Here is a 22,947-nt window from a genome sequence, read left to right on the forward strand (position 1 = left end):
CCCCTCTCCCTCCCCTCTCTCCCCTCACTCCTTGCCCATGACGCTCTCCAAGCGACAAATCTGGATACTCGCGATCGTCTTAGCTGCGCTGGTGATCATTAGTCTCTTTGCGGCTCCAGGTGGCAAGCAGCAGCAAAGTGGCTCCACCTATGGACGTTCACCCGATGGCTATGGAGCTTGGTATGCCTTCATGGAATCCAGAGGCGTTACAATTCAGCGCTGGCAGAAGCCATTAAAGCTGCTATTCCAACCCAGCGAGCTAAAAACGCCGAAGATCGAAACTGCCAATCCCAATCAAACTGCAGAGACGCAGAGACGCAGAGACGCACAGACAAGCATGGCTGTTATTGCTTCCCCTGCCCTCCTTGCTTCCCCTGCCGCTTCGACCGTCTCTTCCCCCATAACCCTGCTGCAAGTTAGCAGTGGTGAACCTCTCTCGGTGGCAAGCATGGCATGGGTCGAACGCGGTAATGTGCTGATACTACTGGGCGCACAATCGCCAGTCACCAAAGCACCGTTTGAAAGCGCGATCGGCAGTCCAACTGGTGCTGTGCAAATCTACACGAGCCGTCGCGAAACCGATCGCGACACTAGAATCAAGCCACTGTTGAATGATTCGTTTGGCGCTGTTGTCTGGCAGCAAACTATGGGGCAAGGACGGGTTGTTTTTGCATCCACACCGCATCTAGCAGCCAATGCCTATCAAGATTCCCCTGGTAACTTTGAGTTTTTGGCAACGCTGGTTACAGCTACGAAACTGCCCATTTGGGTAGACGAATACTCACACGGCTACAAAGACATAGAGGTTATCAAGCAGGAAGATGGCAATTTAGTCAGCTATCTGGCAAAAACACCCCTGCTGCTGGTCTTGATTCAAGTAACCGTCATGATGCTAGTACTCCTTTGGGGGCAAAATCGGCGGTTCGGTCCTGCGATCGCCCTCACAACCCCGATCGTTGACAACAGCGAGGCATACATTCAAGCCATGTCAGCCGTCTTACGGAAAGCTGAGAGCAATCAATTTGTCGTGGATACCATCTGTAAAGCAGAGCAGCTTGCAATCCAAAAAGCGCTGGGGCTAGGTGCAGAACTACTCCCACTGTCAACGCTACTTGATGTCTGGACTCAACAAACTGGTCAATCCGCCGCTATTCTAGAGGCTGCCTTAAACTCTACCAATCGCCCACGTCGAAGCAGCGAAGCAGAGTTGTCAAAGTTGCTAGAGGCAATGCAGACTGTTCGGAAACAGCTAGCTTTGTAGCGGGAGGGCTGAGGGCTAAAGGATAAAAGTTTTGAGTTCATTCAAGTTCACTCGCTTCCCCTGCCTCTCCTGCTTTTTCAGTCTCCCCAGCTTCCTCTGCCTTTCTAACTCCTTCACTCCTCTACTTCTTCACCCCTTACCTCCCCATGTCTGAACTTAACGACACCTTCGATTGCCTCTCCAAAGCCCTTAGCCAGGTTGTAGTTGGGCAGACTGCTCTAGTGCACCAATTTATGGTTGCGCTGCTAGCGGGTGGGCACGTCATTTTAGAAGGCGTTCCAGGAACGGGCAAAACGCTGCTAGTCAAGGTGCTGGCGCAATTGGTGCAGGCAGACTTTCGCCGCATTCAGCTGACGCCCGACATCCTACCCTCCGACATTCTCGGCACAAACATCTTTGACCTGAATACCAAAAACTTCACCCTCAAAAAAGGACCTGTTTTTACCCAGTTTTTGCTGGCAGATGAGGTGAACCGCACACCGCCCAAAACTCAGGCAGCGCTACTAGAAGCAATGGAAGAACAGCAAGTGACGCTGGATGGGCAGAGTTTGGCACTACCAGAGCCGTTTTGGGTCGTTGCGACGCAAAACTCACTGGAATTTGAAGGTACGTACCCGCTACCAGAAGCGCAACTCGATCGCTTTCTCTTTAAGCTTATCGTGGCGTACCCCGAGCCAAAAGCAGAGAAACAAATGTTGCTGAATAGCCAGACAGGTTTGCAAACTAAGCGCTTAGACCTGGTAAAGCTAAAACCATTACTCTCAGTCGAACAAATTTTGGCGGCAAGGCAGGCAGTACGATCGGTGAAAGTAACTGACCCCTTGATTGATTATTTGCTGGCACTGGTGCAGCGATCGCGCCAGCACCCTGATCTGGCGTTGGGGGCTTCCCCGCGATCGGCAGTGGCATGGCTCCAGGCAAGTAAGGCAAATGCCTGGTTAAGTGGGCGCGATTTTGTGACACCAGACGACATCAAAGCGATCGCCCCACCAACCTTACGACATCGCTTTATTTTGCGCCCCGAAGCGCAGTTGGACGGACTTCAAGTGGATGCAGTGATTGGTGCCTTATTAAGCCAAGTGCCAGTACCGCGCTGATGCTGGATGGGTCGTTTTCTCACTTTTGTATGGCATATGACAACACACTCAAATATCTAGTTGAGCAAGATCCTGAAGCGTTTGCTCAGTGGTTGCTTGGCACCGCTTCAACAGATGTTCAAATTCTCAAAACTGAGTTGAGCCTTGAGCCAGTTCGAGTAGATTCAGTCATCTTTCTGCGGACAAGCAACCAAATTTTGCATTTAGAGTTTCAAACATTGCCACAGTCCAGGCCTTCTCTCCCAATGAGAATACTGGACTATTGGGTGAGGCTTTACCGTCAGTACAGTTGTGAGATTGAACAGGCCGTTATTTCCCTTAAACCAACCACTTCAGAAGCCGTCTTCATCGATCGCTTCACTGCTACCAAAACCGCTCACCGCCACCGGGTAATCCGGATCTGGGAAGAGGAACCTACAACCCTGTTGAGCATTCCCAGTTTGCTGCCTTTAGCCGTTCTCACGCAAACAGACGTGCCTGCTGCTTTATTACAACAAGTGGCAGCGCAGGTGAATATAATCGAGCCAAGCAGTCTGTGGCAAACCATCTCAACCTGCGCCCAGTTACTTGCAGGCTTAGTCTTTGATAGCGAACAAATTCATCAATTTTTTCGGAGCGTCACCATGAAAGAATCTGTCATCTATCAAGAAATTCTTCGAGAGGGATTGCAGGAAGGATTGCAGCAGGGATTGCAAGCAGAGGTTAACTTAATTGTGCGGCAGCTAACCCGACGCTTGGGTAGTGTGCCACAAGCGTTGCAGAAGCAGATTCAGGGTTTGTCGATCGCTCAACTAGAAGATTTGGGTGAAGCGTTGTTGGATTTTTCCGGTTTGCCAGCGTTAGAAAGCTGGTTAGCGAATCTGGAACGCTAATGTACGGTGCTGAGTGCTGATTTGAACTCAACCGTTGATCATCAAACTGCTACGTAGTCAAAAAGCATGGTGTTCATGTAGCGATCAGCCCACTCGCTGCCAAAGGCTTTTTCCAGCACGCGGCGGGTTTTATCGTTTTGCTGTTGTTTCGTACAGTAGTTTTGTTGCCCGACCAGAACGTCATGAATATCGAGCGGTGTAGTCAGGGGCGTTGCGCTGCTAGCAATCTGGCAGTGGAGGGTGAGGAAAGTACGTACCCGATCGAGAAATTGATCCTCTTCTTGATCGCTAGCCGGACGCACAAACAGACAAAAATCCGAAAAAATATTGCCCCACTCTGGCAAGTCGCGTGGCTGCGAAAACTGGGGTTTAGTCAGCGCTGCTAACTCCTGCTGGTAGCGATCGGGCAGGGTCCGATCGCTCCGGATAGGCGATAGATCGGCGATCGCAGCACTAATGCCACCACGAAGAGTCCCTACCAGATCGGTGCCAAAGATCGGCAGCGCAAACTCAGGCTTAGGGAACATGACACAGTGGAGAATATCTAAGCCGTTGCTTACTTGCGCCAGTTCTAAATGCAGTTTGCGAAATTGTGGCGTTTGATAGCAATGGTTTTCGATCGTTAAGCGTTCACCTTCCAGACTGCCCTCGATATAGCCCAAATCCTCTGGCACGCTATACGGCGACAGATCAAGGTTTTGCCGCCAAACGTCTTCAATGGTGTCCGCCAAGCGGCAAATCAGAGGATGCTGGCGGCTTCTTAATGACCCTTCCATAAATTGTTAATAGTTTTATTTGAATACGTAGCTAATAATTTGGTGTCAGGCAACATAAGGCTAGTGCCAAGACGATGCGATCTTAACTCTGATAAACTTGCACACGCTGTAAGCGATTCAGAATCCGAGTTGCCAATTCCCCTCCCATCAGCGGTTTATGTAAGTAGTCATCTGCGCCAACGGTAAAGGCTTTCTGCTGGCTAGACGCATCTGTCAGCGCACTTAGAAATAATACAGGTAATCGTTGCCAGTCAGGGTCACTGCGAAGCATCTGACACAGTTCAAAGCCGTTGATTTCGGGCAGATTGACATCCAAAACCACAACATCAGGGGTGACAGCTTGCAAGACGGTCCAAAATTGCTGCGGATCAGCCAGGGTTGTGACTTTAAACCCCCACGGTTTCAGTAAGGTAGGCAAGGTGCGTAACCAATGATGATCGTCATCGACGACCATGACCTTGGTGGGCAGTTTTGATCGTGTCAACAAATCAACAACTGTAGCAATCACCTGTTCTGGTGACGTTGAAGTGTCTAGAAAGAGCTTGCCACCATGCCGTGCCACCTCTAGCCGAGTGCGCCATTCCTGGCGATCGCCCATAACTATGATCGGCAAAGCTGGATACCGTTGAGTGCAAATCTGCAAAAGAGATGGCGGTTGCGCCTGACCTGAGTGGCTGTACATCGCTCGATCTATGGACAGGTGCAACAGAATGACATCAGGTGCTTGTCCAATCTCGTCGATCGTGGCATCCAGTGCACTCAAGGTCGTATCCAGTGCGAGTGGAGACACTAGCTCAACCTGAACACCTCGGCTCGCGGCGATCGCTTGGAGCGCATGATTCAACGACTCGTTATCGCTTAAGAGTAAGAGTAGCGGTGACTGCCCACTGGGGATTTGAGACGGTTGAATCTGGCTTGTAGCCTCGATTTCCTGCTGGAGAGCCGTTACCAGCCCTTTCATTAACGGTGCCTGGTTGGCAGGTAGGGGGGCTTGACCGCCCAACCAATGCTCCAATTGGCGGGCTAGGTGAACTGCCTTATGCAAGCCAAAGATGCCCAGAGTACCAGCTAGCTTATGTGCCAGATGTTGTGCCTGCGTCTGATGTTGTGGAGTCAGTTGGTCGGCATGCAAATCTCCGATCGCCTGGAGCAAAACTCTTACCTGGTCGATACTATCGGGCTGTGTTGTCGTCCAGGTTTCGTTGAGAAAGGCAAGATATTGCTGTTGGGCAGTGGTTGAGCGATCGTCAACGGGTAGGGAGGATGTACTGTCGTGCGAGCGATCAATCTTAGGTTCAGAGGCAACCTCTAGGGAGGGCGATCGTACGGGTGGAGGGGATATTGTCGGCATAGCTACCTCTGTTTGAAGCGCTTTCAAGTAATAACCGCGTCCATGTAAGGTGGCAATAAAGTCCTGGGGCGCACCGATCGCCGCTAATTTGTGGCGCACCCGCCGAATATGGGAACGCACTGTTGCCTCAGACGGAAACTTTTCTGACGACCACAGATGATCCAGCAACTCATCTGAGCTAAAAACGTGCTGAGTATCTCTCAGCATCAGTTCCAGCAACTCATATTCCTTTGTGGTCAGGTCAAGGCGTTGACCCCGATAACTCACCTCACAGGTGCTGGGGTTCAGCATTAAATCACCCCACGTCAACAGTGGAAAGGGATTGGGGCTACCCCGCCGTAGCAATGCCCGCATCCGAGCTGCTAGTTCAGCCTGATCAAACGGTTTCACCACATAGTCATCTGCTCCCGCATCCAAACCCTGTACCTTAGCAGAGTTTGCCGTCTGAGAGGTCAGCAGCAAAATAGGGGTGACATAGCCCTCAGCACGAAAGCGTTTGCATAGGCTAATGCCATCAAGCTTAGGCAAGACGACATCCAACACAATCAGGTCGTATTCAAAGGTAGAACCATAAGTCCATCCCATCTCGCCATCTTTGACAGCATCAATAATGTAGTGATGCGCCTTCAGCGTTTTCGTCAGCACCTTGATCAGGACATCATCATCTTCAACCAGCAGAATTTTCATGGCGATCGCTACCAATGGAGAATGCGGGCAATTTGCTCTGGTAAATGCAGTGCATTGAATGGTTTTGTGATGACACCACTGATTCCCAAGCCATCGAATTGACGCCTTGCTGCCGTTTGCACCTTAGCCGTTAAAAAGATTACAGGAATATGTTTTGTCGCAAGATGGGATTGGAGCGCTTTGAACGTTGCAAGACCATCCATAGCAGGCATCACAACATCTAACAAAATGACATCGGGTTGTTCAGTCTGGGCAATGACAATGCCTTGCGCCCCCGAACTGGCAAGCAAAACGTCCCATCCTGCGCTCATCTGGATGCCAAATTGCACTACGGTTTGAATGGTTTCTTCATCATCAATAATTAAGATTCGTTTGGTGGGCATGAGTTTCCACTACCTGAGATTGGGGATGAGCATATAGCCTTTTCTCGGCAATTGTGGTGCAGCTAATGAATCTATGCTGTAGGGTGTCCTTCGTCTAGGTAAGAACTGCTAGTCACAGCGTGTTGCAAACGGTTCGAGCTAGGGCATTAGGGCATTTGGTAGGAGCATCGCAGGGAGCGCCTGTCTACGCGCCTCTACCTGGGCGCAGGCAGTGTGAACACAAAGGTGCTGCCACCGCCCAGGGTGCTTTCAGCCCAAATCCTGCCGTTGTGTTGCTCAATAATGTTGCGGCAAATTGCCAACCCTAAGCCCGTGCCCCCTTTCTGACGAGAATCAGAGGCATCGACCTGTTGGAACCGCTCAAAAATACGTTCTAGTTGATCCTCTGGGATGCCTTGCCCCTCGTCACGAATACGGAAGACTGCTTCAGGGAGTGGGGAGTGGGGAGTGGCGAGTGGCTTCGATATGAACTTAGCCGGACGGGCGTGGGTTTCGGCGTGAGTATGCAGCCGAACGGGCTTGGGTATAAGGTGTGGGGCTCCGTCTAGGCTGCGATCGTGGCTTTCAGTTGAACCTACCATCGAGATGTTTTGCTGAGTGGGTGCAGGGTACGGAGAGGGGGCATCGGAACGGGTAACGCTCAACCAGACCTTGCCATATGGGGGTGAAAACTTGATGGCATTGCTAAGTAGATTGGTCAGCGTTTGCAGAATGTAATCGGCATCCGCCCAGACAGAAATATCTTCTAGCTGGGTCACCAGGGTAATGCCATGTTGCTGTGCCATCGGTTGCATTGCCTCTGCTGCCTGAGTGAGCAGGTAGGCGGCATTACACGCTTGTCGTTGCATCATGAGGTTACCAGACTCAATCCGCTGTAAATCGAGCACGTTGTTGACTAGCCGCACAAGCCGTTCAGTGCTGGCATCCGCGATCGTCAGCATTTGTTGCCCTTTGGCTGAGAGGTTGCCTAAACGCCCAGTCGCCAAAATTTTGAGGGCACTGTGCAAGGAGGTTAGTGGTGTTCGCAGTTCGTGGCTGATGATAGCTAGGCACTCATTGTTTTGACGTAGGGCAGCTTCTGCTTGCATCCGCCCGTTGCTTTCCTGCTGCAAATTGTGTTGAGCTGCTTGCAGGGCGGCGGTACGGGCTTCTATAGCCGCTTCCAGTTGTTCTAGCCGTTGTGCTTGCGAGAGGGCAAGGCTAATATGCACTGCCAGTTGTTGCATGAGCTCTCGCTCAAACTCGACCCACTGTCGCGTGCTCTGGCATTGATGGGCAATTAACAAACCCCAGAGGTGCTGCTGAACGAGAGCGTTACCGTGAGTATGAACCGTGAGCGTCTGGACGATCGGCACAATTAACTTTGCTTTGATGCCAAATTGCTCCACAAATTTCACTAAGCAAGTCGCTAAACCAGCGGTCGGATCGCGTACGTTGGCGATCGTCCGCACTCGTCCTTGAGCATAAAGCTGCTGATAGTCCTGAGGAAACGCTTCTTCGGGAAACTCTAAATGCATTAGTGCCGGATACTCTGGCGACACTGCCTCGCTAATGGTCTTGCCAGTGCGATCAGGTAAGACATGGTAAATCAACACACGATCGACTTGCAAAAGGCGCTGCACCTCTGTCACAGTCGTATGCAAAATATCTTCGAGCTGAAGCGACTGCCGAATTTTGAGCGTCACTTCACCAAACAGTGCCATCTGTTGCTGCTGCTTGCGTAGCTCTGCCTGCATGGATTCGTACTGTTTGGCTTTCTGAGCCTCAGACGCTATGAATTTTTGAGAAGACGGTTGAGACACTTCAGTACAGCTATGCAGACAAGTCTCTTCAATTGTTGACCCAACCCTTCAAAACTTTAAAGCGAACAGATCTTAATGTTGTAAATCTTATTTCCCACGCCACTACTGGCTGGTCGTCGTAGTGCCACTGCTTCTACGTCGATCGCCCGCTGCTTTGTCAAACCCTGCGCTAGCCTAAAAGGGACTACGGCAATATATGCCACTCAGTGCAGGTCTGATCAAAATTTTTGATCAACCTTAAGGACAGGTTGCAATGCCTCTAAGTAGCTGGGCGTAATTATTGATAGAGACACATCTCGACTTCGCTCAATGCTCCTAGTCCTGCGTGTCGGCAGGTTGAGCGCAGTCGAAACCCAGTCTCTCGATGGTGCTTGATTTAGCCTTTCTACTTACTGTCGCGACGGTGGGAAGTAGATAATTGGATGCCAACTCCGACGCAACAGCTCGTCTGTAAACTGTGGTGCAGACCAACTCAACAGCTTATTGGGTACGCTTGAGGACGTAACGATCGCGCTGACATTGGCTTCCTGTGCTGCTGCCAACACTTCTGTCAGTGGGTCGCCTTCCCGAACTTCGACCGGATCGATCGTTATGTCTGCCGTTCTTATTTCAGCGGCAATCGTCTCCAGTTCTTTACGTGCGCTGGCAAGCTGATGGTCGGTAGGCACGTCGCGCCGTCGCATCCCATCCACAACCCAACATAGGTGTAGCTGTAACTCGATCGACGGTTGAAAGCTTTGCTTCAGTTGCTGCACCAAATACTTTGAGGCAGGACTTCCATGGTAAGGCACTAGTAAGTAGCGGCACAGATGACGGCAGCGCAAAGACAATTCCTCCGCTGTATAAGTTGCAATCAACTGCGGACGCATCACCATCAAGGGCACTGTCAACCGTTGTACCAGCGCGACAGTCGTACTACCAAAGAATTTTTCTGCCAGAAGGCTGCGGGTTGGGGTGCCAGTAAGCACTAGATCTGCCGCATATTTATTAGCTACCTTTAAGATCAAGTCAACCGGATTACCACACTCGACTTCCACTTGTACATCAATGCCCGGAGGAAGGTTTTTCAGCGCAGTGCTCAAGCGTTCCTGTGCCTGCTTGATCCCTTCCTCATTAATCCGTGGAACGTTGTTGCGCTCAACATACGGAACACTATGCAAAAAGACAAGCTGCTTCACACCACCTTCTGCAAAGCTAGACACGAAGCTTACAAGGCGGTGCAGTCCGTCCGAAAAGTCTGTACAGATTACTAAACGCTGAAACATGGTACCCAGGTTGGCAAGCGCTCTTCAGCTCACCTGTCCTTAAACTACCATTGCAGAACAAAACAGCGTGGTGATTTCATTAAGGTATTGGTTTTGGTTAAATGCTTTCTTACTGGTCGGCACGCGCTGATCGGAGCCAGACAGCGTTTTCCAGTCATTCAAGACAAAAGTCTATTCGAGATGATAGTTAACATCAACGTTTGAGAAAGATGAGTAAGACGTTGATCAAGCAAATTAAATTAGCAGTACTAACAATCAAAAAAACTAAATAGACTGCACTTGACGCCCCAGCACCCCCAGCTCTCTTCCATTAAGTCTGAAAAAAGCAAGAGATAGAGGTCGTCCACAGCGCAGAAAACGCTACTGAAACTGAGGACCCGATTCTAATCCCCATTGGTGCTTAAGAAAATGCTTGTACATGTTCTCACGCATTACCATTTGCTCGTAGAGCTTGACGAGGAAGTCCTGAGCTTGTTCACGGCTCATGTTCTGCACTTGGGATTCAAAGGAACGGATACTGAATTGCTGCTCTAAAGATAGGTCAACAGGTTGGCTCATGTTCGACTCCAGTTTGAGAGAGTGTGTTTTGACCGCCCAATAGCGAATTGCTTCGGTTGGACGTTTCTAGCGATCGCTGCTTCTGCTTACGGTTTCCCAAGAGTCAGAATTAGTGATCCGCTTGTTATTACAAAATATAACAACTGTTTGACAAAGTGACCATCCCCCTCTCGGACTAGTTCGCTAGTATGTGCCTGTGCTACGGCTCTCGTTACTGTTTCAGGTTGCAAAGATTGCCCTAAGCAGTATGTGTTTCGCTGTACATCACTTGCGTTTTTGCAGAAGCATACTCAATCACGCTTAATACTGCTGTTCTGGCACAGCTTTTACGCAGCTAACTAGCAGTTATGACTGGCAGACTAAAGCTGCGAGTAGCTTGTCAGACCATGCCAACTTTATCTGTAGTAAAGATGACGTTCTTCCCTTAGAGGATATATGGCACTTCTCTACGGCATTCGCGGTAAAAATGGCTGAAATGCTCATCAGCACCAATACCCGATAAAAAGAGTCGGGTATGTTTGACTGGTTTTGTTACCCGTGTTACCATCAATCGAACTTCGTCTTTAATCGTGTCCTTCACCATCACTGAGAGCTTTTGACTATGACCCAGGCAACTCAACCAAAAACCAAATCTGCTGCAACCTTTCGTGCGCTTAAGTGTAAAGAGTGTGGCGAAGAGTACGAACTTAAGGCTATGCACGTCTGCGAGTACTGCTTTGGTCCCTTGGAAGTTGTTTACGATTACGATGCTCTACGTCAAACAGTGACCCGCGAAACGATTCAGGCGGGACCAAATTCGATCTGGCGCTATCGATCCTTTTTGCCTGTTGAAACCAACCAGCCGATCGACGTAGGTACAGGTATGACACCGCTCGTGCAGGCGAAACGCTTGGCACGTCGCCTCGGCTTAAATAAGCTGTACATCAAGAATGATGCAGTGAATATGCCAACCCTGAGCTTTAAGGATCGGGTGGTATCGGTAGCGCTAACGCGGGCAAAAGAGTTAGGTTTTTCGACTGTTTCGTGCGCTAGCACTGGCAATCTGGCAAATTCTACAGCGGCGATCGCGGCTCATGCAGGCTTAGACTGTTGTGTCTTCATTCCTGCCGATCTAGAAGCTGGTAAGGTTATGGGCACATTGATTTATGGTCCTACTGTGATGGCGGTGCAAGGCAATTACGATCAGGTAAACCGCCTCTGTTCTGAAGTCGCCAACACCCATGGTTGGGGCTTTGTAAATATCAACCTGCGCCCTTACTATTCTGAAGGCTCCAAAACGCTAGGCTATGAAGTGGCAGAACAACTAGGTTGGCAGTTGCCAGACCATGTTGTGGCACCGCTAGCTTCAGGTTCTCTCTTCACGAAAATCTATAAGGGTTTCCGAGAATTTGTCGATGTGGGACTGGTTGCTGATAAGCACGTGCGCTTTAGCGGCGCACAGGCAGACGGCTGCTCTCCGATCGCCCAGGCGTACCGTGAGGGACGCGACTTTGTAACACCTGTGAAGCCCAGCACCATTGCTAAGTCACTAGCGATCGGCAATCCGGCAGATGGGGTTTACGCGATCGACATTGCTCGCAAGACTAACGGCAATATTGAATCTGTTACCGATGCCGAAATTATTGAAGGCATCAAGCTATTAGCAGAAACTGAGGGCATCTTCACCGAAACCGCTGGCGGCACGACTGTAGCAGTGCTGCAAAAGCTAGTGGAAGCTGGCAAGATTGATCCTGATGAAACGACAGTTGTTTACATCACAGGCAATGGTCTAAAAACCCAAGAAGCAATGCAGGGTTACATCGGCGAACCGTTTACGATCGAACCCAAACTAGATAGCTTTGAGCGGGCACTCGAACGCTCACACACGTTAGAGCGCTTAGAATGGCAGCAAGTTTTAGTTTAAGAATAGAAGGATAAGGGCTGAAGGCTAAAACGTCAAAACAGCCCTTTCTTACTTCATCTTTGTGCTATTTCATGATTCATCCTTTTATCTTTTCAACCCATGTCCATTAAAGTTCTCATTCCAACTCCACTCCAAAAGCTGACGAACAATCAGGCAACGCTTGAATGCAATGCTGATACCGTTTCTGATTTGTTGGAATCGCTGGAAGCAAGCTGTCCCGGCATCAAAGCGCGTTTGTGTGATGATAAAGGTGAGTTGCGTCGTTTCGTCAATTTCTACGTCAACAGTGAAGATATTCGCTTTCTAGACGGTGCTAAAACCCCCTTAAAAGACGGCGATGAGGTTAGCATTATTCCTGCGATAGCGGGTGGTTGATCACATCTGACGTGCAACTTACTCTTGCCATCTTGCTAGAGGTGTTTGCTATCTGTCGGCTCGATCGCGCTCTGCCCATATCAGCTTGGAGTCTGCAAGGATTTTTTGCTGTGGCGCGGACGCAGGACAAACTCTCGATTATGTGTACCCAAGCAGTCATCCCGCCGACCGCTGACATTAGCATTTTTGCTATCTCTGCCTACAACACAGATTACGTTTTGGTGAAGCAATCGGTTTTGAAGAGAGCCGTTCAAGTATTGTTGTAAGCTGGGCATCAAGTAGTGCCTGCTTCGCTCACTTATACAGCGTCTTGATTAAGTTGTCCCACTTGCTTGAGCAAGAGATCGCGGTTTTCGCGAGCATCTGTGTTGTTGGGGTTGATTTTAAGCGTTTTCTCAAAGGACGCGATCGCATCTTGATAACGCTCAAGTTGGGCTAAGGCAACACCACGATTAAACCAGGCATCTTCGTTACTTGCTTGGAGTGTGATGGCTCGATCGTAGGATTTAACCGCATCTTGATAGCGTTTGAGGTTAAACTGCACATTCCCGCGATTGATCCAGGTATCCGCGCGATCAGGGGCAATTTTTATTGCCTGGTCATAAGACGCAAGCGCTTCAGGATAACGTTGCAGCTTGGTTAACACTACGCCTCGGTTGTACCAGGAACTTCCATAGGCTGGTTGCAAGCGTATCGCTTTATCGTACGCAGTCAGTGCGTCCTGATAGCGGCGTAGGCGACTGAGCGTTACACCTTGGTTGTACCAGACATTGGCATCGTTAGCGTCAATTTTCAGCGCTGTGTCATAAGCTTTCAGAGCATCTTCTGGCTTTTTGCTGTCATCCAATGCATTACCTAGCCCGACCCAGCCAGACACTGAGCGCGAATCGAGTTCTGTGGCACGCTTATAGGCAGCGATCGCCTCGTCATACTGCTCCAAATTGTAGAACGCAGTGCCCTGACCAATCCAGGCTTGGACATTTTTTGCGTCAGCGTCTAGCGCTTGCTTAAACAAAGATAGCGCTTGCTCCGACTTACCCTCATTCAGCAAGGCATTGCCGTCCTTGAGTAGACGGGCAACGGGAGTAGCCTGTGCTTGCGTAAGAAGTAGGGTCGCTGGACGGTTGGCAGGCATTACTTGACCTAGTGCTGCTGCCTGTGCCGAATCGGGGGGCGTAGCAACGCTAGCTAAAAGTACAAAGAGGGCAGTCAGTTTAACAGGTTGGAAGGTCATAAAGGCTTGTCTCGATGAAATCGGTAGAATAAAGACGTTGGCTAGTCCAGGCACTTAAAGCTTGACATTTTCTTGCCCATGTAGCGAAAAGGTCGCATGGTCGTGTCTGCGCAGCTAGTGTCTACATTTAAGGAAACGAGACGCGCTTGCTCTATTCCGTATTTGCAGGGATGGAATTTAAGCGGCTTGGCGTAAGCACATCACCGCTTGCAGGCGATCGCTATCTGTCCCGCCTAGCGTTCCCTCTCCGTCGGTTAAAGCATTTCTTGAAGCCAATCAGAACAAATTTAGTGGATCAACATCAATCGTTAAACTGACATTGCTGGCACAGAGCGCCCGGAGCGTGGTGCTATCGGGCAGCGTCACTGCGGTATGAAGCGGTAGCTTCAGCAAGATTTGCCAATGGTAGCGACGCGCAACACGCAAAATAACAGCAGGCGCGGGTCCCAAACGCTCTACACCATGCGCTTCTAAGTCTGCCAGTGCTAGCGCTACCCGTTCGGCAGCTTGCTGCACTGCGATCGGGCTGGTACTGCCAAACCGCAATAAGACCAAGCGACCGTAGGGCGGATAGTTGAGCTGCGATCGCTGCCCCAGTTCGGTAGCCACAAACTGCTCATAGGCATACTGCTGTACAGCTTGAATGACTGGATGGTCAGGCGCATAGGTTTGCAGAATCACTCGTCCCGGATCGTCCCCACGCCCACAGCGCCCCGCTACCTGGGTCAGCGTTTGAAACGCGCGTTCGCTCGCACGATAATCTGCCATGTGCAGTAGCCCATCGGCTGACACAACGCCAACTAGCGTCACTTGCGGTAGATCAATCCCTTTCGCCAGCATTTGAGTACCCACTAAAAGGTCTGCTTCGCCAGCCGCAAACTGGTTCAGCAGCGCTCGATGCGAACCTTTTGTGCGCGTTGTGTCACTGTCAAACCGCAGCACGCGAAGGTCAGGAAATTCCTGTGCCAGCGCTTGAGCAACACGCTGAGTGCCGCTGCCAAAATGCTTGAAGTAGGTCGAGTGACAGGTTGGGCAGTCGTTGGGTAGTAAACGGGTGTGGTTGCAGTAGTGGCAGCGTAATAGGGGTATTGCCTCACTGTGAACATGATGGTACGCCAGCGAGACATCGCAGTTAGGACAGGTGACAACGTAGCCACAGCTTCGGCAAGAAACGAAGGTGCTATGCCCACGACGGTGAATAAATAGAATGCCCTGCTGCTGCCGTTCCTTCATAGTAAGGAGTGCTGCTCGCAGCGATCGACTAAAAATTGAATGATTGCCTTCATGAAGTTCCCGACGCATGTCCACCACGTCAATCGAGGGCAGTGGGCGATCGTGAACGCGAGTGGGAAGGGAGAGGAAAAGGGGTAAAGGGTGAAGAGCAACGGGTGAGGAGCGAAGAGTAGGAGAATGGTTTGAGTTTGGTTCGCGAAGCTTTTCCTCTAATGACGGACGGCTGCTTTCTGGCTCCCGACTCCCGACTCCCGATTCCCCACTCCCGATTCCCCACTCCCTTCTGCCTTCTGCCTTCTGGCTTCTACAGAAAACCCAGCTTTCCAGCGATGGCGTTGCCGACCCTAGCAGCAGCGGACAATCTTCTAACTCTGCTCGCCAGCTAGCAACCGTGCGGGCGTGATAGCAAGGAGCGGGCTGGTCTTGCTTGAAGCTGGAGTCGTGTTCTTCATCCAGCACAATGAGACCCAGGCGTGGCAACGGTGCAAAGACGGCAGAGCGGGTGCCAATTACAACCTGAGCATCGCCATTGAGCATTTGCCGCCAGGTATCGTAGCGTTCGCCATCTGAGAGGGCACTGTGGTAAACGCAGACACGATCGCCAAAACGGGCACGAAAACGATCAGTCAATTGTGGTGTCAGCCCAATTTCGGGCACCAGCACTAAAGCAGATTGCCCGTTCTCCAACATGGGCGCGATCGCCTGTAGGTAAACTTCGGTCTTACCAGAGCCAGTGACACCATGTAGCAACACCTGAGCAAAGCCAGAGAGTGCCTGAAGCTGCTCCAACGCTGCTGTCTGGTCTGGAGTCAAGGGCTTCGACACATCGGCTGCGATCGTCGGGGCATGCTCACGCCGGAGCACTTCACGTGGCTGAATCACAACCTGCCCTTTCTGCGCCAAACCTTTCAGCGTTGTGGAACTGGTACGGCATTGCTGGAGTAGATCCGCTAGCCACAGCTCACCGCCCTGCCGTCGCAGCACTGCCAGAATCTCCTGCTGCCGGGTGGTCAGGGTAAGGTCAGTGGGAGACGATGCAACCAGGGTGACTGCCAACCGTTGCTTGGGGCGAACGGTTGCTGGCGGCTCTAGATAATTTTCGACCCAGCCATTGCGGACAAGTTCTTGCAGCCCTTGATGTGCACCCTGACACTGGCGTTGTAGGTACTGCCAGGTATAGTCTCCCGTCTTGCTTGCATTTAGGAGTGTGAGGAGTTGTTGAGCGGCAGGGGAGAGGGGAGAGGAGGGAGGGGAAGCATCGGTTTCGCCGTTTGCCGTTTGCCGTTTGCCGTTTGCCTTGCCGTCTACCAGCCGTACGCGCCGTTGCGATCGCGTCAGCAATCCTGGCGGTAGTGCAACGCGCACTACTTGCATTAGAGAGGTGCAGTAATAGTCTGCTACGCGGGTTAGGAGCTGCCAATAGGTCGCCGAAAAGAAGCCCGTCTGTAATAGCGTATCAACATCCTTAAGTTGGGTTGGCTCCAGGTCAGTAGGCGGAGTGGCAAGACAACGAATGGCGATCGCGCCTACCTGTTGCATCCCAAAGGGCACGCTTAAAATATCGCCTGGTTGAACCACCAAAGAGGGCGGTAGCCGATAGGTAAAAACGCCTTGGGCCCCAGGACAATCTACCAGCACTTCGACCCAGGCAGCTACGGGTGCATCAGCAAAATAATCGGTTCCAGGTTCAGCCAACACAAACATCAGGGGATTCAGACTTTAGAATATAGCCGTGGTGAAGGCTTACGGAAAGGGCTTCAGTACTTAATCTCGTCTTCTGCCTACCAGGAACGTGCGGCGTTTGCTTTTCCCTCTTCCTACAGCTTTTCACACTCTAGCTTGTGGAAGAGGTGTTTTCACCCTACCGATAGATAGGAGACGTATGAACTCTATGGGACTCTTTTAAAAGGATAAGCAGTTGAACACAGCCAGCGTTTTGACCGCGATACGCGGATTGGTGCAGCAAGCAAGGAGTCTTCCTGTCAAACGTATGACAATGTTCAACTACGTTCAGCTATAAATGATGTCTGTTGAGCGGCACGTCTCAAGACCTGTTTGCCTCTGGCATCTGCCGAGAGTTTGCAAGAGAAAAGGGGGTAGCAACTTTCACTGTGATTGTCGGGCAAAAGTCTTTCCACTCCAAAGATTTGCACCTGCTCTAGAGATTCGCACCTTGGAGTTTGCCGATCATCATTTCTCTCTATAGCGTTACTTGTTTCTCTCTACCCAACTTGTTGAAGCGATTAAACAGGGTTGAAAGGCTTTTTGTAGTCGAGCGAACAGCCTAAAAATTTGCTTCAAGTAGTTTAACAGAAGGCGATCGGCTCATGGCATGGTACTGGTCAAGCGTTTCTCTGCTGGTATGTCGCCTGCAGGCAACACCCTTTTCCCACGTTCCTAGTTGAGTCGTTGAGTTCGGCAAATCTAGAGGTTAAGTAATTTACTCAGCTTGCATAGCTGGATTCAGAGATTTCATCGCTTAGAAAAGCGTATACTTACCCCCCTTTTTAGTAAGCAGCCCCCCTCACACCAATTATTTTTATGCACCAAGAGACCATTCAATCTAAAGATGTAGCGGCGTTTGAGCATGAGGCAATGCCTGCTGACGCAATGCTTGAATCGTTGCAACTGGTGGCTGACGGAAATTTGCCTATTGGGTTAGCTGCTGACGATTTGGCTGAGCCCGACTTTGCTGATATTGATGCTGCCGAAGCTGAACTTTTTCAGGGCGACGACGCGACTGGTGCCGTCATTACCGATGCCAGTCTGCTTGATGCTGTCGCTAGTGATGATGACGAAGCGATGAGCACGGACGAGGATGTGGATCAAATTGCTAGTGCGCGTCCGTCTGGCTATAGCAAAACCAGTTCGGATGATGCGGTAGGTGCATTTTTCAAAGAGATGGCGCGCTATCCCTTACTGAAACCGAATGAGGAAGTTGAGCTAGCGCGGCGGATTCGCTATCTGGTTGATATGGATGCTGTGCAATCGCGGCTAATTGAGGAATTGGATCGTGTTCCGACTCGGGCAGAACTTGCTGCCGCTGTCGAACTAACCGAACGGCAGCTAGAGCATCGTTTGTACCGCAGCCGGGTTGCCAAGCGTAAGATGATTCGATCGAACCTGCGGCTGGTTGTGTCGATCGCCAAACGCTATCTCAACCGGGGCGTTCCTTTTCTAGATTTAATTCAGGAAGGCGCTTTAGGGTTGAACCGTGCGACCGAAAAGTTTGACCCAGACAAGGGCTATAAGTTTTCGACCTACGCTTATTGGTGGATTCGGCAAGGTATTACACGGACGATCGCCAATGATGCCCGCACCATTCGTCTCCCAATCCACATCGTCGAAAAGCTGAACAAGCTCAAGAAAGCGCACCGCGATCTGCGTAAAGAGTTAAACCGCAACCCCACTGAAGTAGAGCTAGCGAATGCCCTAGAAGTTACACCAGAGCAGCTACGAAATTTGCAGCAAGTGCGCCGTAAGTCCTTATCGCTAAACCATCGTGTGGGTAAAGGTGAGGACACAGAACTCATGGATCTGCTGGAAGATGGTGATACTCAGTCGCCAGAAGCACAGATGAGTGAAACCATGCTGCGTCAGGAAATTTGGGATGTGCTGGGCGATGTGCTAACCCAACGCGAGAAAGACATTATCTCCCTGCGCTATGGGCTAACCTCTAGCAAACCCTGCACGTTAGAAGAAGTCGGTGGCTTGTTTAACCTTTCACGCGAACGGGTACGGCAAATTCAAAGCAAAGCAATGCGAAAGCTACGCCGTCCTCAAATTGCCGAAAGGCTGAAGAGTTGGCTCGGCTAAATGTCTTAGCTAGAGCAGCTTAATAGGGTCAGGTGCCGGGTTTCTTTTTATCCAGCCACCGACCCTATTTTTGTTGCTTTAACAGGTCTTTTGTTTGCTAGAAAGTGCTTAGGGACATGGCATCGCATTATCGCAGCCATGCCCCTAACTTGTTTACGCTACGGATTTTAGGCTACAGGTTATGTTCCTGCTCCTTCATTCGCTTCTGGCTTAATCGTAACGACTCCATAAGCAGTAGGCGAAAGATAGGTTTGAGCTGCCGCCCTGACTGCTTCGGCATCTAGTGCCTGGATGTGGGTTGGGTAGTCGATCGCCGCTGAAAGGTCGCCAACGAGAGCTTGGTAGTAACCATAGAGCCCGGCGCGATCGCTGGGTGTTTCGCTGCCAAAGATGAAATGATTGGCAACGCGAGTGCGGATACGCGCAACTTCGGCTTCGCTAATGAGGTCAGCTTGTAAGTCATGGAGATGCTGGACGATCGCCGCTTCTACGATGGCTAAATTCTCAGTCGGCAGCTGTGCCGAAATGTAGAAGGCACCCTGGTGTTGATAGGTCAGGTTGCTGGCAGAAATGCTCGAAACCAGCCCACGCTGTTCTCGCAGATCTTGCACCAGCCGCGTTGTCCGCCCATGACTTAATACCGAAGCCAGCACATCCAAAACATACGTCTGCTGGAGATCATTCAACCCAGGTACACGCCAAGCCATAATCAGACGCGCCTGAGTAAGGCTTGCATCGGTTAATTCCCGACGCACGATCGTCTGAAACGGAGCCTCAGGTACTAACGACTTGGGTTTTGAGTGCTGGGCTTCTAACGACTTACCGCTGCTGGCTGACCGCTGACCGCTGGCTGCTTGCACAAAACTAGCTTCTACAATGCGGATCAACTCATCAACCGGAAGATTGCCAACAACGGCAGCAGTCATTGCCTGTGGCTGATACCACTGCTGGTGAAAATCGCGCATCTGTTGGGCAGTCAGTTGCTCAATGACTGTGGTCGGACCCAACACTTGACGACGATAGGGAAGGCGATCGAAGGTTAGTTCGGTTGCCTGCTGAAATGTGCGGCGGCGAACATTATCCTGCGATCGACGAATCTCTTCTAACACGACATGGCGCTCTCGCTCAAACCCATCATTGGGGATACTGGCATTCATCAACACATCAATTTGCAACGGTGCCAGGTCAGCAAAGTCTTGGGGCGCAGTGGTGATGTAGTAATGAGTGTAATCTTGACTGGTCGCTGCATTGGTTACGGCTCCTCGTTGCTCAATACAACGTTCAAATTCGCCGCTCTGAAGTTGCGCGGTGCCCTTAAAGATCATGTGCTCCAAAAAGTGCGCCATGCCATTGATTGAATCTGTTTCAACAGCTGATCCAACATTGAGCCAGACATTCAGATTTACAGCGTCAACGGGCATCTGTTCTGCAACGATCGTCAAGCCATTAGCAAGACGGTGCAGCGTTGGCGCATTGAGCGGCTGAGCGACAGGTTTCCTTAAAGTTGAAGTCATGCGGTGCGCTCTTCAGTGGAGGGGCTTCACCTATCTTAATCGGAACGAGAGCGTCGCAGCGGCAAAGGTAAATTATCTAAGCAATTAGCGGTCAGCAGGGAATCTAAAAGCTGAAGGCTGAAGACTGAAAGCTGATAGCAAAGCCAGCGTGGCATTTACAAACTCAACCCAACCCTAGATCAAGCATAAAGCTTTATGATGGAATTATTAAGAAGTGTAAAATGCCGGGTATGTCAGGTAATCAGCGCAATCGACATCAGGCTCCTCATGTTGTTGTCATTGGGGCAGGTATTGGTGGGTTAACGGCTGGCGCATTGCTGGCGCATCGAGGCTACTCTGTGCTGGTGCTGGATCAAGCATTAGTACCCGGTGGTTGCGCCTCAACTTTTAAGCGACAGGGTTTCACGTTTGATGTCGGTGCGACTCAGGTAGCGGGGCTGGAACCTGGCGGCATTCATCACCGGATTTTTGCCGAGCTGGGTATTGATCTGCCACCCGCCACTCACTGTGATCCTGCCTGTGCCGTTTACTTACCGGGAGAAACTGAGCCGATCAACGTTTGGCGTGACCCCCAACGCTGGCAGGCGGAACGTCAGCGACAGTTTCCTGGCAGTGAACCATTTTGGCAGTTGTTAACAGACTTATTTCGCTACAGTTGGGCGTTTCAGTCACGCGATCCGGTGCTGCCGCCGCGCAACCTGTGGGATCTATGGCAGTTAACGAAGGCAGTCCGATCAGACACGCTGCTGACCCTGCCTCATACGTTTTCCACCGTGGGTGATGTCCTTCGTGGCTACGGTTTGGCGCATGACCGGCGGCTACGCACCTTTCTTGATTTGCAACTCAAGCTTTATTCGCAGGTGAATGCAGAAGAAACGGCGTTGCTTTATGCAGCGACAGCCTTGGGAGTTTCTCAGGAGCCACAAGGGTTGTTTCATCTTCACGGCAGTATGCAGGCGTTGAGCGATCGCCTTGTTGCGGCACTGGAACGTGATGGTGGCAAGCTCCTCATGCGTCATACGGTGGAAGCCGTCCATGTTGAAAACGATCGGGTTGCAGGTGTGGCTATCCGCAACCAGAAAACAGAAGACGTTTGGACAGAGCCTGCCGACCATGTCGTAGCCAACGTGACGGTGCAAAACCTGATGGACTTGCTGGGCGAGAATGCTCCTAGAGGCTATCAGCGACGAGTAGAGAAACTGCCGCCTGGCTCTGGTGCGTTTGTGGTGTATCTCGGTGTGGATGAACGCGCTATCCCCGAAGACTGCCCGCCCCACCTTCAGTTTTTGTATGACTATGAGGGTGCGATCGCTGAGAACAACTCCCTTTTTGTTTCGGTGAGTCGTCCCGGTGATGGTCGGGCACCGGTAGGGAAAGCGACGATTATTGCGTCGTCGTTTACGGATACCAGTCTTTGGTGGGGAGAGGGGGAGGCAGAAGGCAGAAGGCAGAAGGCAGAAGGTAAAAATCAAAAGGCTGAACTTGAAACTCAAACCTCCTACGACTTACTGAAGCAGCGCTATACCGAGGCGGCGATCGCTCGTCTGTCTCAATTCTTCAACCTCAATGACGAAACGATTTTGCACGTTGAAGCGGCAACGCCTCGAACGTTTGCACATTTTACGGGGCGCGATCAGGGCACTGTCGGCGGGATTGGTCAGCGGGTGCCAACGTTTGGTCCCTTTGGCTTTGCAAACCGTACACCCATTCGTAATCTCTGGTTGGTGGGAGACTCGACTCATCCCGGTGAGGGCACGGCAGGGGTGAGCTACTCAGCGTTAACGACTGTGAGGCAGATTGAGGCGAGAGGGTAAGGGTATTTACAAATGGTTATTCCAGGCTGTTCAACAACGCATCTAAATTGTCATAGTCGTAGGGTGTAGGTTTACGAATGGCGAGTATGGCAATCTGTTGCAAGTCATCCTCAATTACGTAAATTAGCTGGGTTTTGTAGAGTTTCGTTAGACTCAACCCTACCGAAACGGCTTAAAGATCAGCGTCATTTATGTAAGCAAGTTGACTTTTTTGGGAATATAACACTGTAAAATAGTTTCCCCCTCCGGATATGTAGCATTGTCCTTCGCCCTCAAGCTCTGACGGTTGCCACCAAGAGTCTTTAGGAGTCCACCCCTCGTATAATCGTCTACATTTCCAAGGCTTTAGTCCCGCCTGCTTAAACATCGACCTCTCCTTAATGAATCGCTCAATATTTGATGATTCAACATTAAAGCGACAGAAATAGGAGTAACTGTCTAGACCTAATCCATTAGTCCGGCAATTGAGATTATTTACTTTTCCGGTAAGACTTGGATACATAAGGTAAAACCCAGTATAAGTCCCACTATGGGTTGGCAAAACATTGCCCGAATCCAGCAAAGCTGGAGCAACGAACATAAAGAGAAATAGGAAAAACACCCCAGAAAGAACCAAAGCAATAAACAGTCGAGAAGTAATAATTAACAGACGTTTCAATAGTTTCGCCATTGCAAAATCCTGATTTAGAATCCTCAAGAACTGACATACACAGCAAAATCCATGAGTCAGGAGCCTCCACGTTTTTTCATCCTAAATGCCGCCTATCTCCTTGCTTCTGACCTCGCTATAGACATCTCTACAAAAGTCTAGCTGGTTCAAGTCGTTGAAGCTTTTTTGCTGGTGGTGGATTTTTTCGTAGTTGTTTTCTTGGCGGTTGTCTTCTTAGAAAGTGTTTGTAAATGCTGGTTAAGCAGGTTTCAAGTTCCTCGTTCGTCGGTTGTTTGTTAACCGCCTCAGCATCAACCGAATCATGACCACATAAACCATGCCTTCATGATTTTCAGG

18 protein-coding genes are annotated in these 22,947 nt (G+C 50.6%); 8 read left to right on the forward strand and 10 right to left on the reverse strand.

The genetic code is table 11. The features are described 5' to 3' along the window. The first annotated feature begins 37 nt into the window (after nt 1–37). From H6F86_RS01020 to H6F86_RS01030, 3 genes are all read left to right on the forward strand, one after another. On the forward strand, nt 38–1,261 hold the full coding sequence (locus H6F86_RS01020) for a DUF4350 domain-containing protein (RefSeq protein ID WP_190446270.1): 1,224 nt from the start codon (nt 38–40) through the stop codon (nt 1,259–1,261). 146 nt (nt 1,262–1,407) lie between these two features. Beyond that, the gene (locus tag H6F86_RS01025) at nt 1,408–2,358 is read left to right on the forward strand and encodes a MoxR family ATPase (RefSeq protein ID WP_190446271.1); all 951 of its coding nucleotides are present in this window, start codon (nt 1,408–1,410) and stop codon (nt 2,356–2,358) included. A gap of 29 nt (nt 2,359–2,387) precedes the next feature. Further along, nucleotides 2,388–3,230 carry a DUF4351 domain-containing protein gene (locus H6F86_RS01030; protein ID WP_190446272.1) on the forward strand — a complete coding sequence of 281 codons (843 nt, stop codon included), beginning with the start codon at nt 2,388–2,390 and terminating at the stop codon, nt 3,228–3,230. 41 nt (nt 3,231–3,271) lie between these two features. On the opposite strand, the gene H6F86_RS01035 is transcribed toward H6F86_RS01030, so the two are convergent. From H6F86_RS01035 to H6F86_RS01060, 6 genes are all read right to left on the reverse strand, one after another. Continuing rightward, nucleotides 3,272–4,006, reverse strand: coding sequence for a phycocyanobilin:ferredoxin oxidoreductase (locus H6F86_RS01035; protein ID WP_190446273.1), 735 nt, complete (start codon nt 4,004–4,006; stop codon nt 3,272–3,274). A gap of 82 nt (nt 4,007–4,088) precedes the next feature. After that, nucleotides 4,089–6,044 (reverse strand): response regulator, encoded by a 1,956-nt coding sequence (locus tag H6F86_RS01040; RefSeq protein ID WP_190446274.1) that lies wholly within the window; start codon nt 6,042–6,044, stop codon nt 4,089–4,091. Between the two features lie 8 nt (nt 6,045–6,052). After that, the gene (locus tag H6F86_RS01045; RefSeq protein WP_190446275.1) at nt 6,053–6,427 is read right to left on the reverse strand and encodes a response regulator; all 375 of its coding nucleotides are present in this window, start codon (nt 6,425–6,427) and stop codon (nt 6,053–6,055) included. 194 nt (nt 6,428–6,621) lie between these two features. After that, complete coding sequence (locus tag H6F86_RS01050) at nt 6,622–8,229, reverse strand: ATP-binding protein (protein WP_190446276.1); 1,608 nt, start codon at nt 8,227–8,229, stop codon at nt 6,622–6,624. Between the two features lie 389 nt (nt 8,230–8,618). Next, the gene (locus H6F86_RS01055; RefSeq protein ID WP_190446277.1) at nt 8,619–9,494 is read right to left on the reverse strand and encodes a universal stress protein; all 876 of its coding nucleotides are present in this window, start codon (nt 9,492–9,494) and stop codon (nt 8,619–8,621) included. Between the two features lie 360 nt (nt 9,495–9,854). Beyond that, nucleotides 9,855–10,052 carry an NblA/ycf18 family protein gene (locus H6F86_RS01060; protein ID WP_190446278.1) on the reverse strand — a complete coding sequence of 66 codons (198 nt, stop codon included), beginning with the start codon at nt 10,050–10,052 and terminating at the stop codon, nt 9,855–9,857. Nucleotides 10,053–10,653: 601 nt separating this feature from the next. Here H6F86_RS01060 and thrC point away from each other — a divergent pair. The 3 genes from thrC to H6F86_RS33065 all read left to right on the forward strand — a co-directional run bounded on the left by thrC (nt 10,654) and on the right by H6F86_RS33065 (nt 12,596). After that, nucleotides 10,654–11,955, forward strand: coding sequence for a threonine synthase (gene thrC, locus H6F86_RS01065; RefSeq protein WP_190446279.1), 1,302 nt, complete (start codon nt 10,654–10,656; stop codon nt 11,953–11,955). Between the two features lie 99 nt (nt 11,956–12,054). Beyond that, a complete protein-coding gene (locus tag H6F86_RS01070; protein ID WP_190446280.1) occupies nt 12,055–12,330 on the forward strand; it encodes a MoaD/ThiS family protein in 276 nt (91 codons plus the stop codon). 11 nt (nt 12,331–12,341) lie between these two features. Beyond that, nucleotides 12,342–12,596: an ACT domain-containing protein gene (locus H6F86_RS33065; protein WP_190446281.1), complete on the forward strand. Its 255-nt coding sequence runs from the start codon at nt 12,342–12,344 to the stop codon at nt 12,594–12,596. Nucleotides 12,597–12,628: 32 nt separating this feature from the next. On the opposite strand, the gene H6F86_RS01080 is transcribed toward H6F86_RS33065, so the two are convergent. Together H6F86_RS01080 and priA are read right to left on the reverse strand one after the other, a co-directional pair. Beyond that, nucleotides 12,629–13,564: a tetratricopeptide repeat protein gene (locus H6F86_RS01080; protein WP_190446282.1), complete on the reverse strand. Its 936-nt coding sequence runs from the start codon at nt 13,562–13,564 to the stop codon at nt 12,629–12,631. A gap of 276 nt (nt 13,565–13,840) precedes the next feature. Continuing rightward, nucleotides 13,841–16,501: a primosomal protein N' gene (priA, locus tag H6F86_RS01085; RefSeq protein WP_190446283.1), complete on the reverse strand. Its 2,661-nt coding sequence runs from the start codon at nt 16,499–16,501 to the stop codon at nt 13,841–13,843. Between the two features lie 1,098 nt (nt 16,502–17,599). Here priA and H6F86_RS01090 point away from each other — a divergent pair. Further along, on the forward strand, nt 17,600–18,613 hold the full coding sequence (locus H6F86_RS01090; protein ID WP_190446295.1) for an RNA polymerase sigma factor, RpoD/SigA family: 1,014 nt from the start codon (nt 17,600–17,602) through the stop codon (nt 18,611–18,613). A 179-nt stretch (nt 18,614–18,792) separates the two neighbouring features. Here the strand turns inward: H6F86_RS01090 and H6F86_RS01095 are convergent, their stop codons facing one another. Next, nucleotides 18,793–20,127 (reverse strand): pitrilysin family protein, encoded by a 1,335-nt coding sequence (locus H6F86_RS01095; protein ID WP_190446284.1) that lies wholly within the window; start codon nt 20,125–20,127, stop codon nt 18,793–18,795. A gap of 230 nt (nt 20,128–20,357) precedes the next feature. Here H6F86_RS01095 and crtD point away from each other — a divergent pair, with 230 nt between their 5' ends. After that, entirely contained in the window at nt 20,358–21,941 is a 1,584-nt protein-coding gene (gene crtD, locus H6F86_RS01100) for a C-3',4' desaturase CrtD (RefSeq protein ID WP_190446285.1), read from the forward strand. A gap of 16 nt (nt 21,942–21,957) precedes the next feature. Here the strand turns inward: crtD and H6F86_RS01105 are convergent, their stop codons facing one another. Beyond that, the gene (locus tag H6F86_RS01105) at nt 21,958–22,098 is read right to left on the reverse strand and encodes a hypothetical protein (protein WP_190446286.1); all 141 of its coding nucleotides are present in this window, start codon (nt 22,096–22,098) and stop codon (nt 21,958–21,960) included. Nucleotides 22,099–22,947 lie beyond the last annotated feature (849 nt).

The organism is Phormidium sp. FACHB-592 (assembly GCF_014695795.1).
Lineage (GTDB): Bacteria > Cyanobacteriota > Cyanobacteriia > Leptolyngbyales > Leptolyngbyaceae > Stenomitos.

Excerpts from the sequence above, each read along its gene's own strand:
- H6F86_RS01060 (WP_190446278.1), bottom strand. The coding sequence starts at position 10,052 with ATGAGCCAACCTGTTGACCTATCTTTAGAGCAGCAATTCAGTATCCGT.
- H6F86_RS01035 (WP_190446273.1), bottom strand. The coding sequence starts at position 4,006 with ATGGAAGGGTCATTAAGAAGCCGCCAGCATCCTCTGATTTGCCGCTTG.
- H6F86_RS01055 (WP_190446277.1), bottom strand. The coding sequence starts at position 9,494 with ATGTTTCAGCGTTTAGTAATCTGTACAGACTTTTCGGACGGACTGCAC.
- H6F86_RS01080 (WP_190446282.1), bottom strand. The coding sequence starts at position 13,564 with ATGACCTTCCAACCTGTTAAACTGACTGCCCTCTTTGTACTTTTAGCT.
- crtD (WP_190446285.1), top strand. The coding sequence starts at position 20,358 with ATGTCAGGTAATCAGCGCAATCGACATCAGGCTCCTCATGTTGTTGTC.
- H6F86_RS01090 (WP_190446295.1), top strand. The coding sequence starts at position 17,600 with ATGAGCACGGACGAGGATGTGGATCAAATTGCTAGTGCGCGTCCGTCT.
- H6F86_RS01040 (WP_190446274.1), bottom strand. The coding sequence starts at position 6,044 with ATGAAAATTCTGCTGGTTGAAGATGATGATGTCCTGATCAAGGTGCTG.
- H6F86_RS01025 (WP_190446271.1), top strand. The coding sequence starts at position 1,408 with ATGTCTGAACTTAACGACACCTTCGATTGCCTCTCCAAAGCCCTTAGC.
- priA (WP_190446283.1), bottom strand. The coding sequence starts at position 16,501 with ATGTTTGTGTTGGCTGAACCTGGAACCGATTATTTTGCTGATGCACCC.
- H6F86_RS01045 (WP_190446275.1), bottom strand. The coding sequence starts at position 6,427 with ATGCCCACCAAACGAATCTTAATTATTGATGATGAAGAAACCATTCAA.
- thrC (WP_190446279.1), top strand. The coding sequence starts at position 10,654 with ATGACCCAGGCAACTCAACCAAAAACCAAATCTGCTGCAACCTTTCGT.
- H6F86_RS01095 (WP_190446284.1), bottom strand. The coding sequence starts at position 20,127 with ATGACTTCAACTTTAAGGAAACCTGTCGCTCAGCCGCTCAATGCGCCA.
- H6F86_RS01070 (WP_190446280.1), top strand. The coding sequence starts at position 12,055 with ATGTCCATTAAAGTTCTCATTCCAACTCCACTCCAAAAGCTGACGAAC.
- H6F86_RS01020 (WP_190446270.1), top strand. The coding sequence starts at position 38 with ATGACGCTCTCCAAGCGACAAATCTGGATACTCGCGATCGTCTTAGCT.
- H6F86_RS01030 (WP_190446272.1), top strand. The coding sequence starts at position 2,388 with ATGGCATATGACAACACACTCAAATATCTAGTTGAGCAAGATCCTGAA.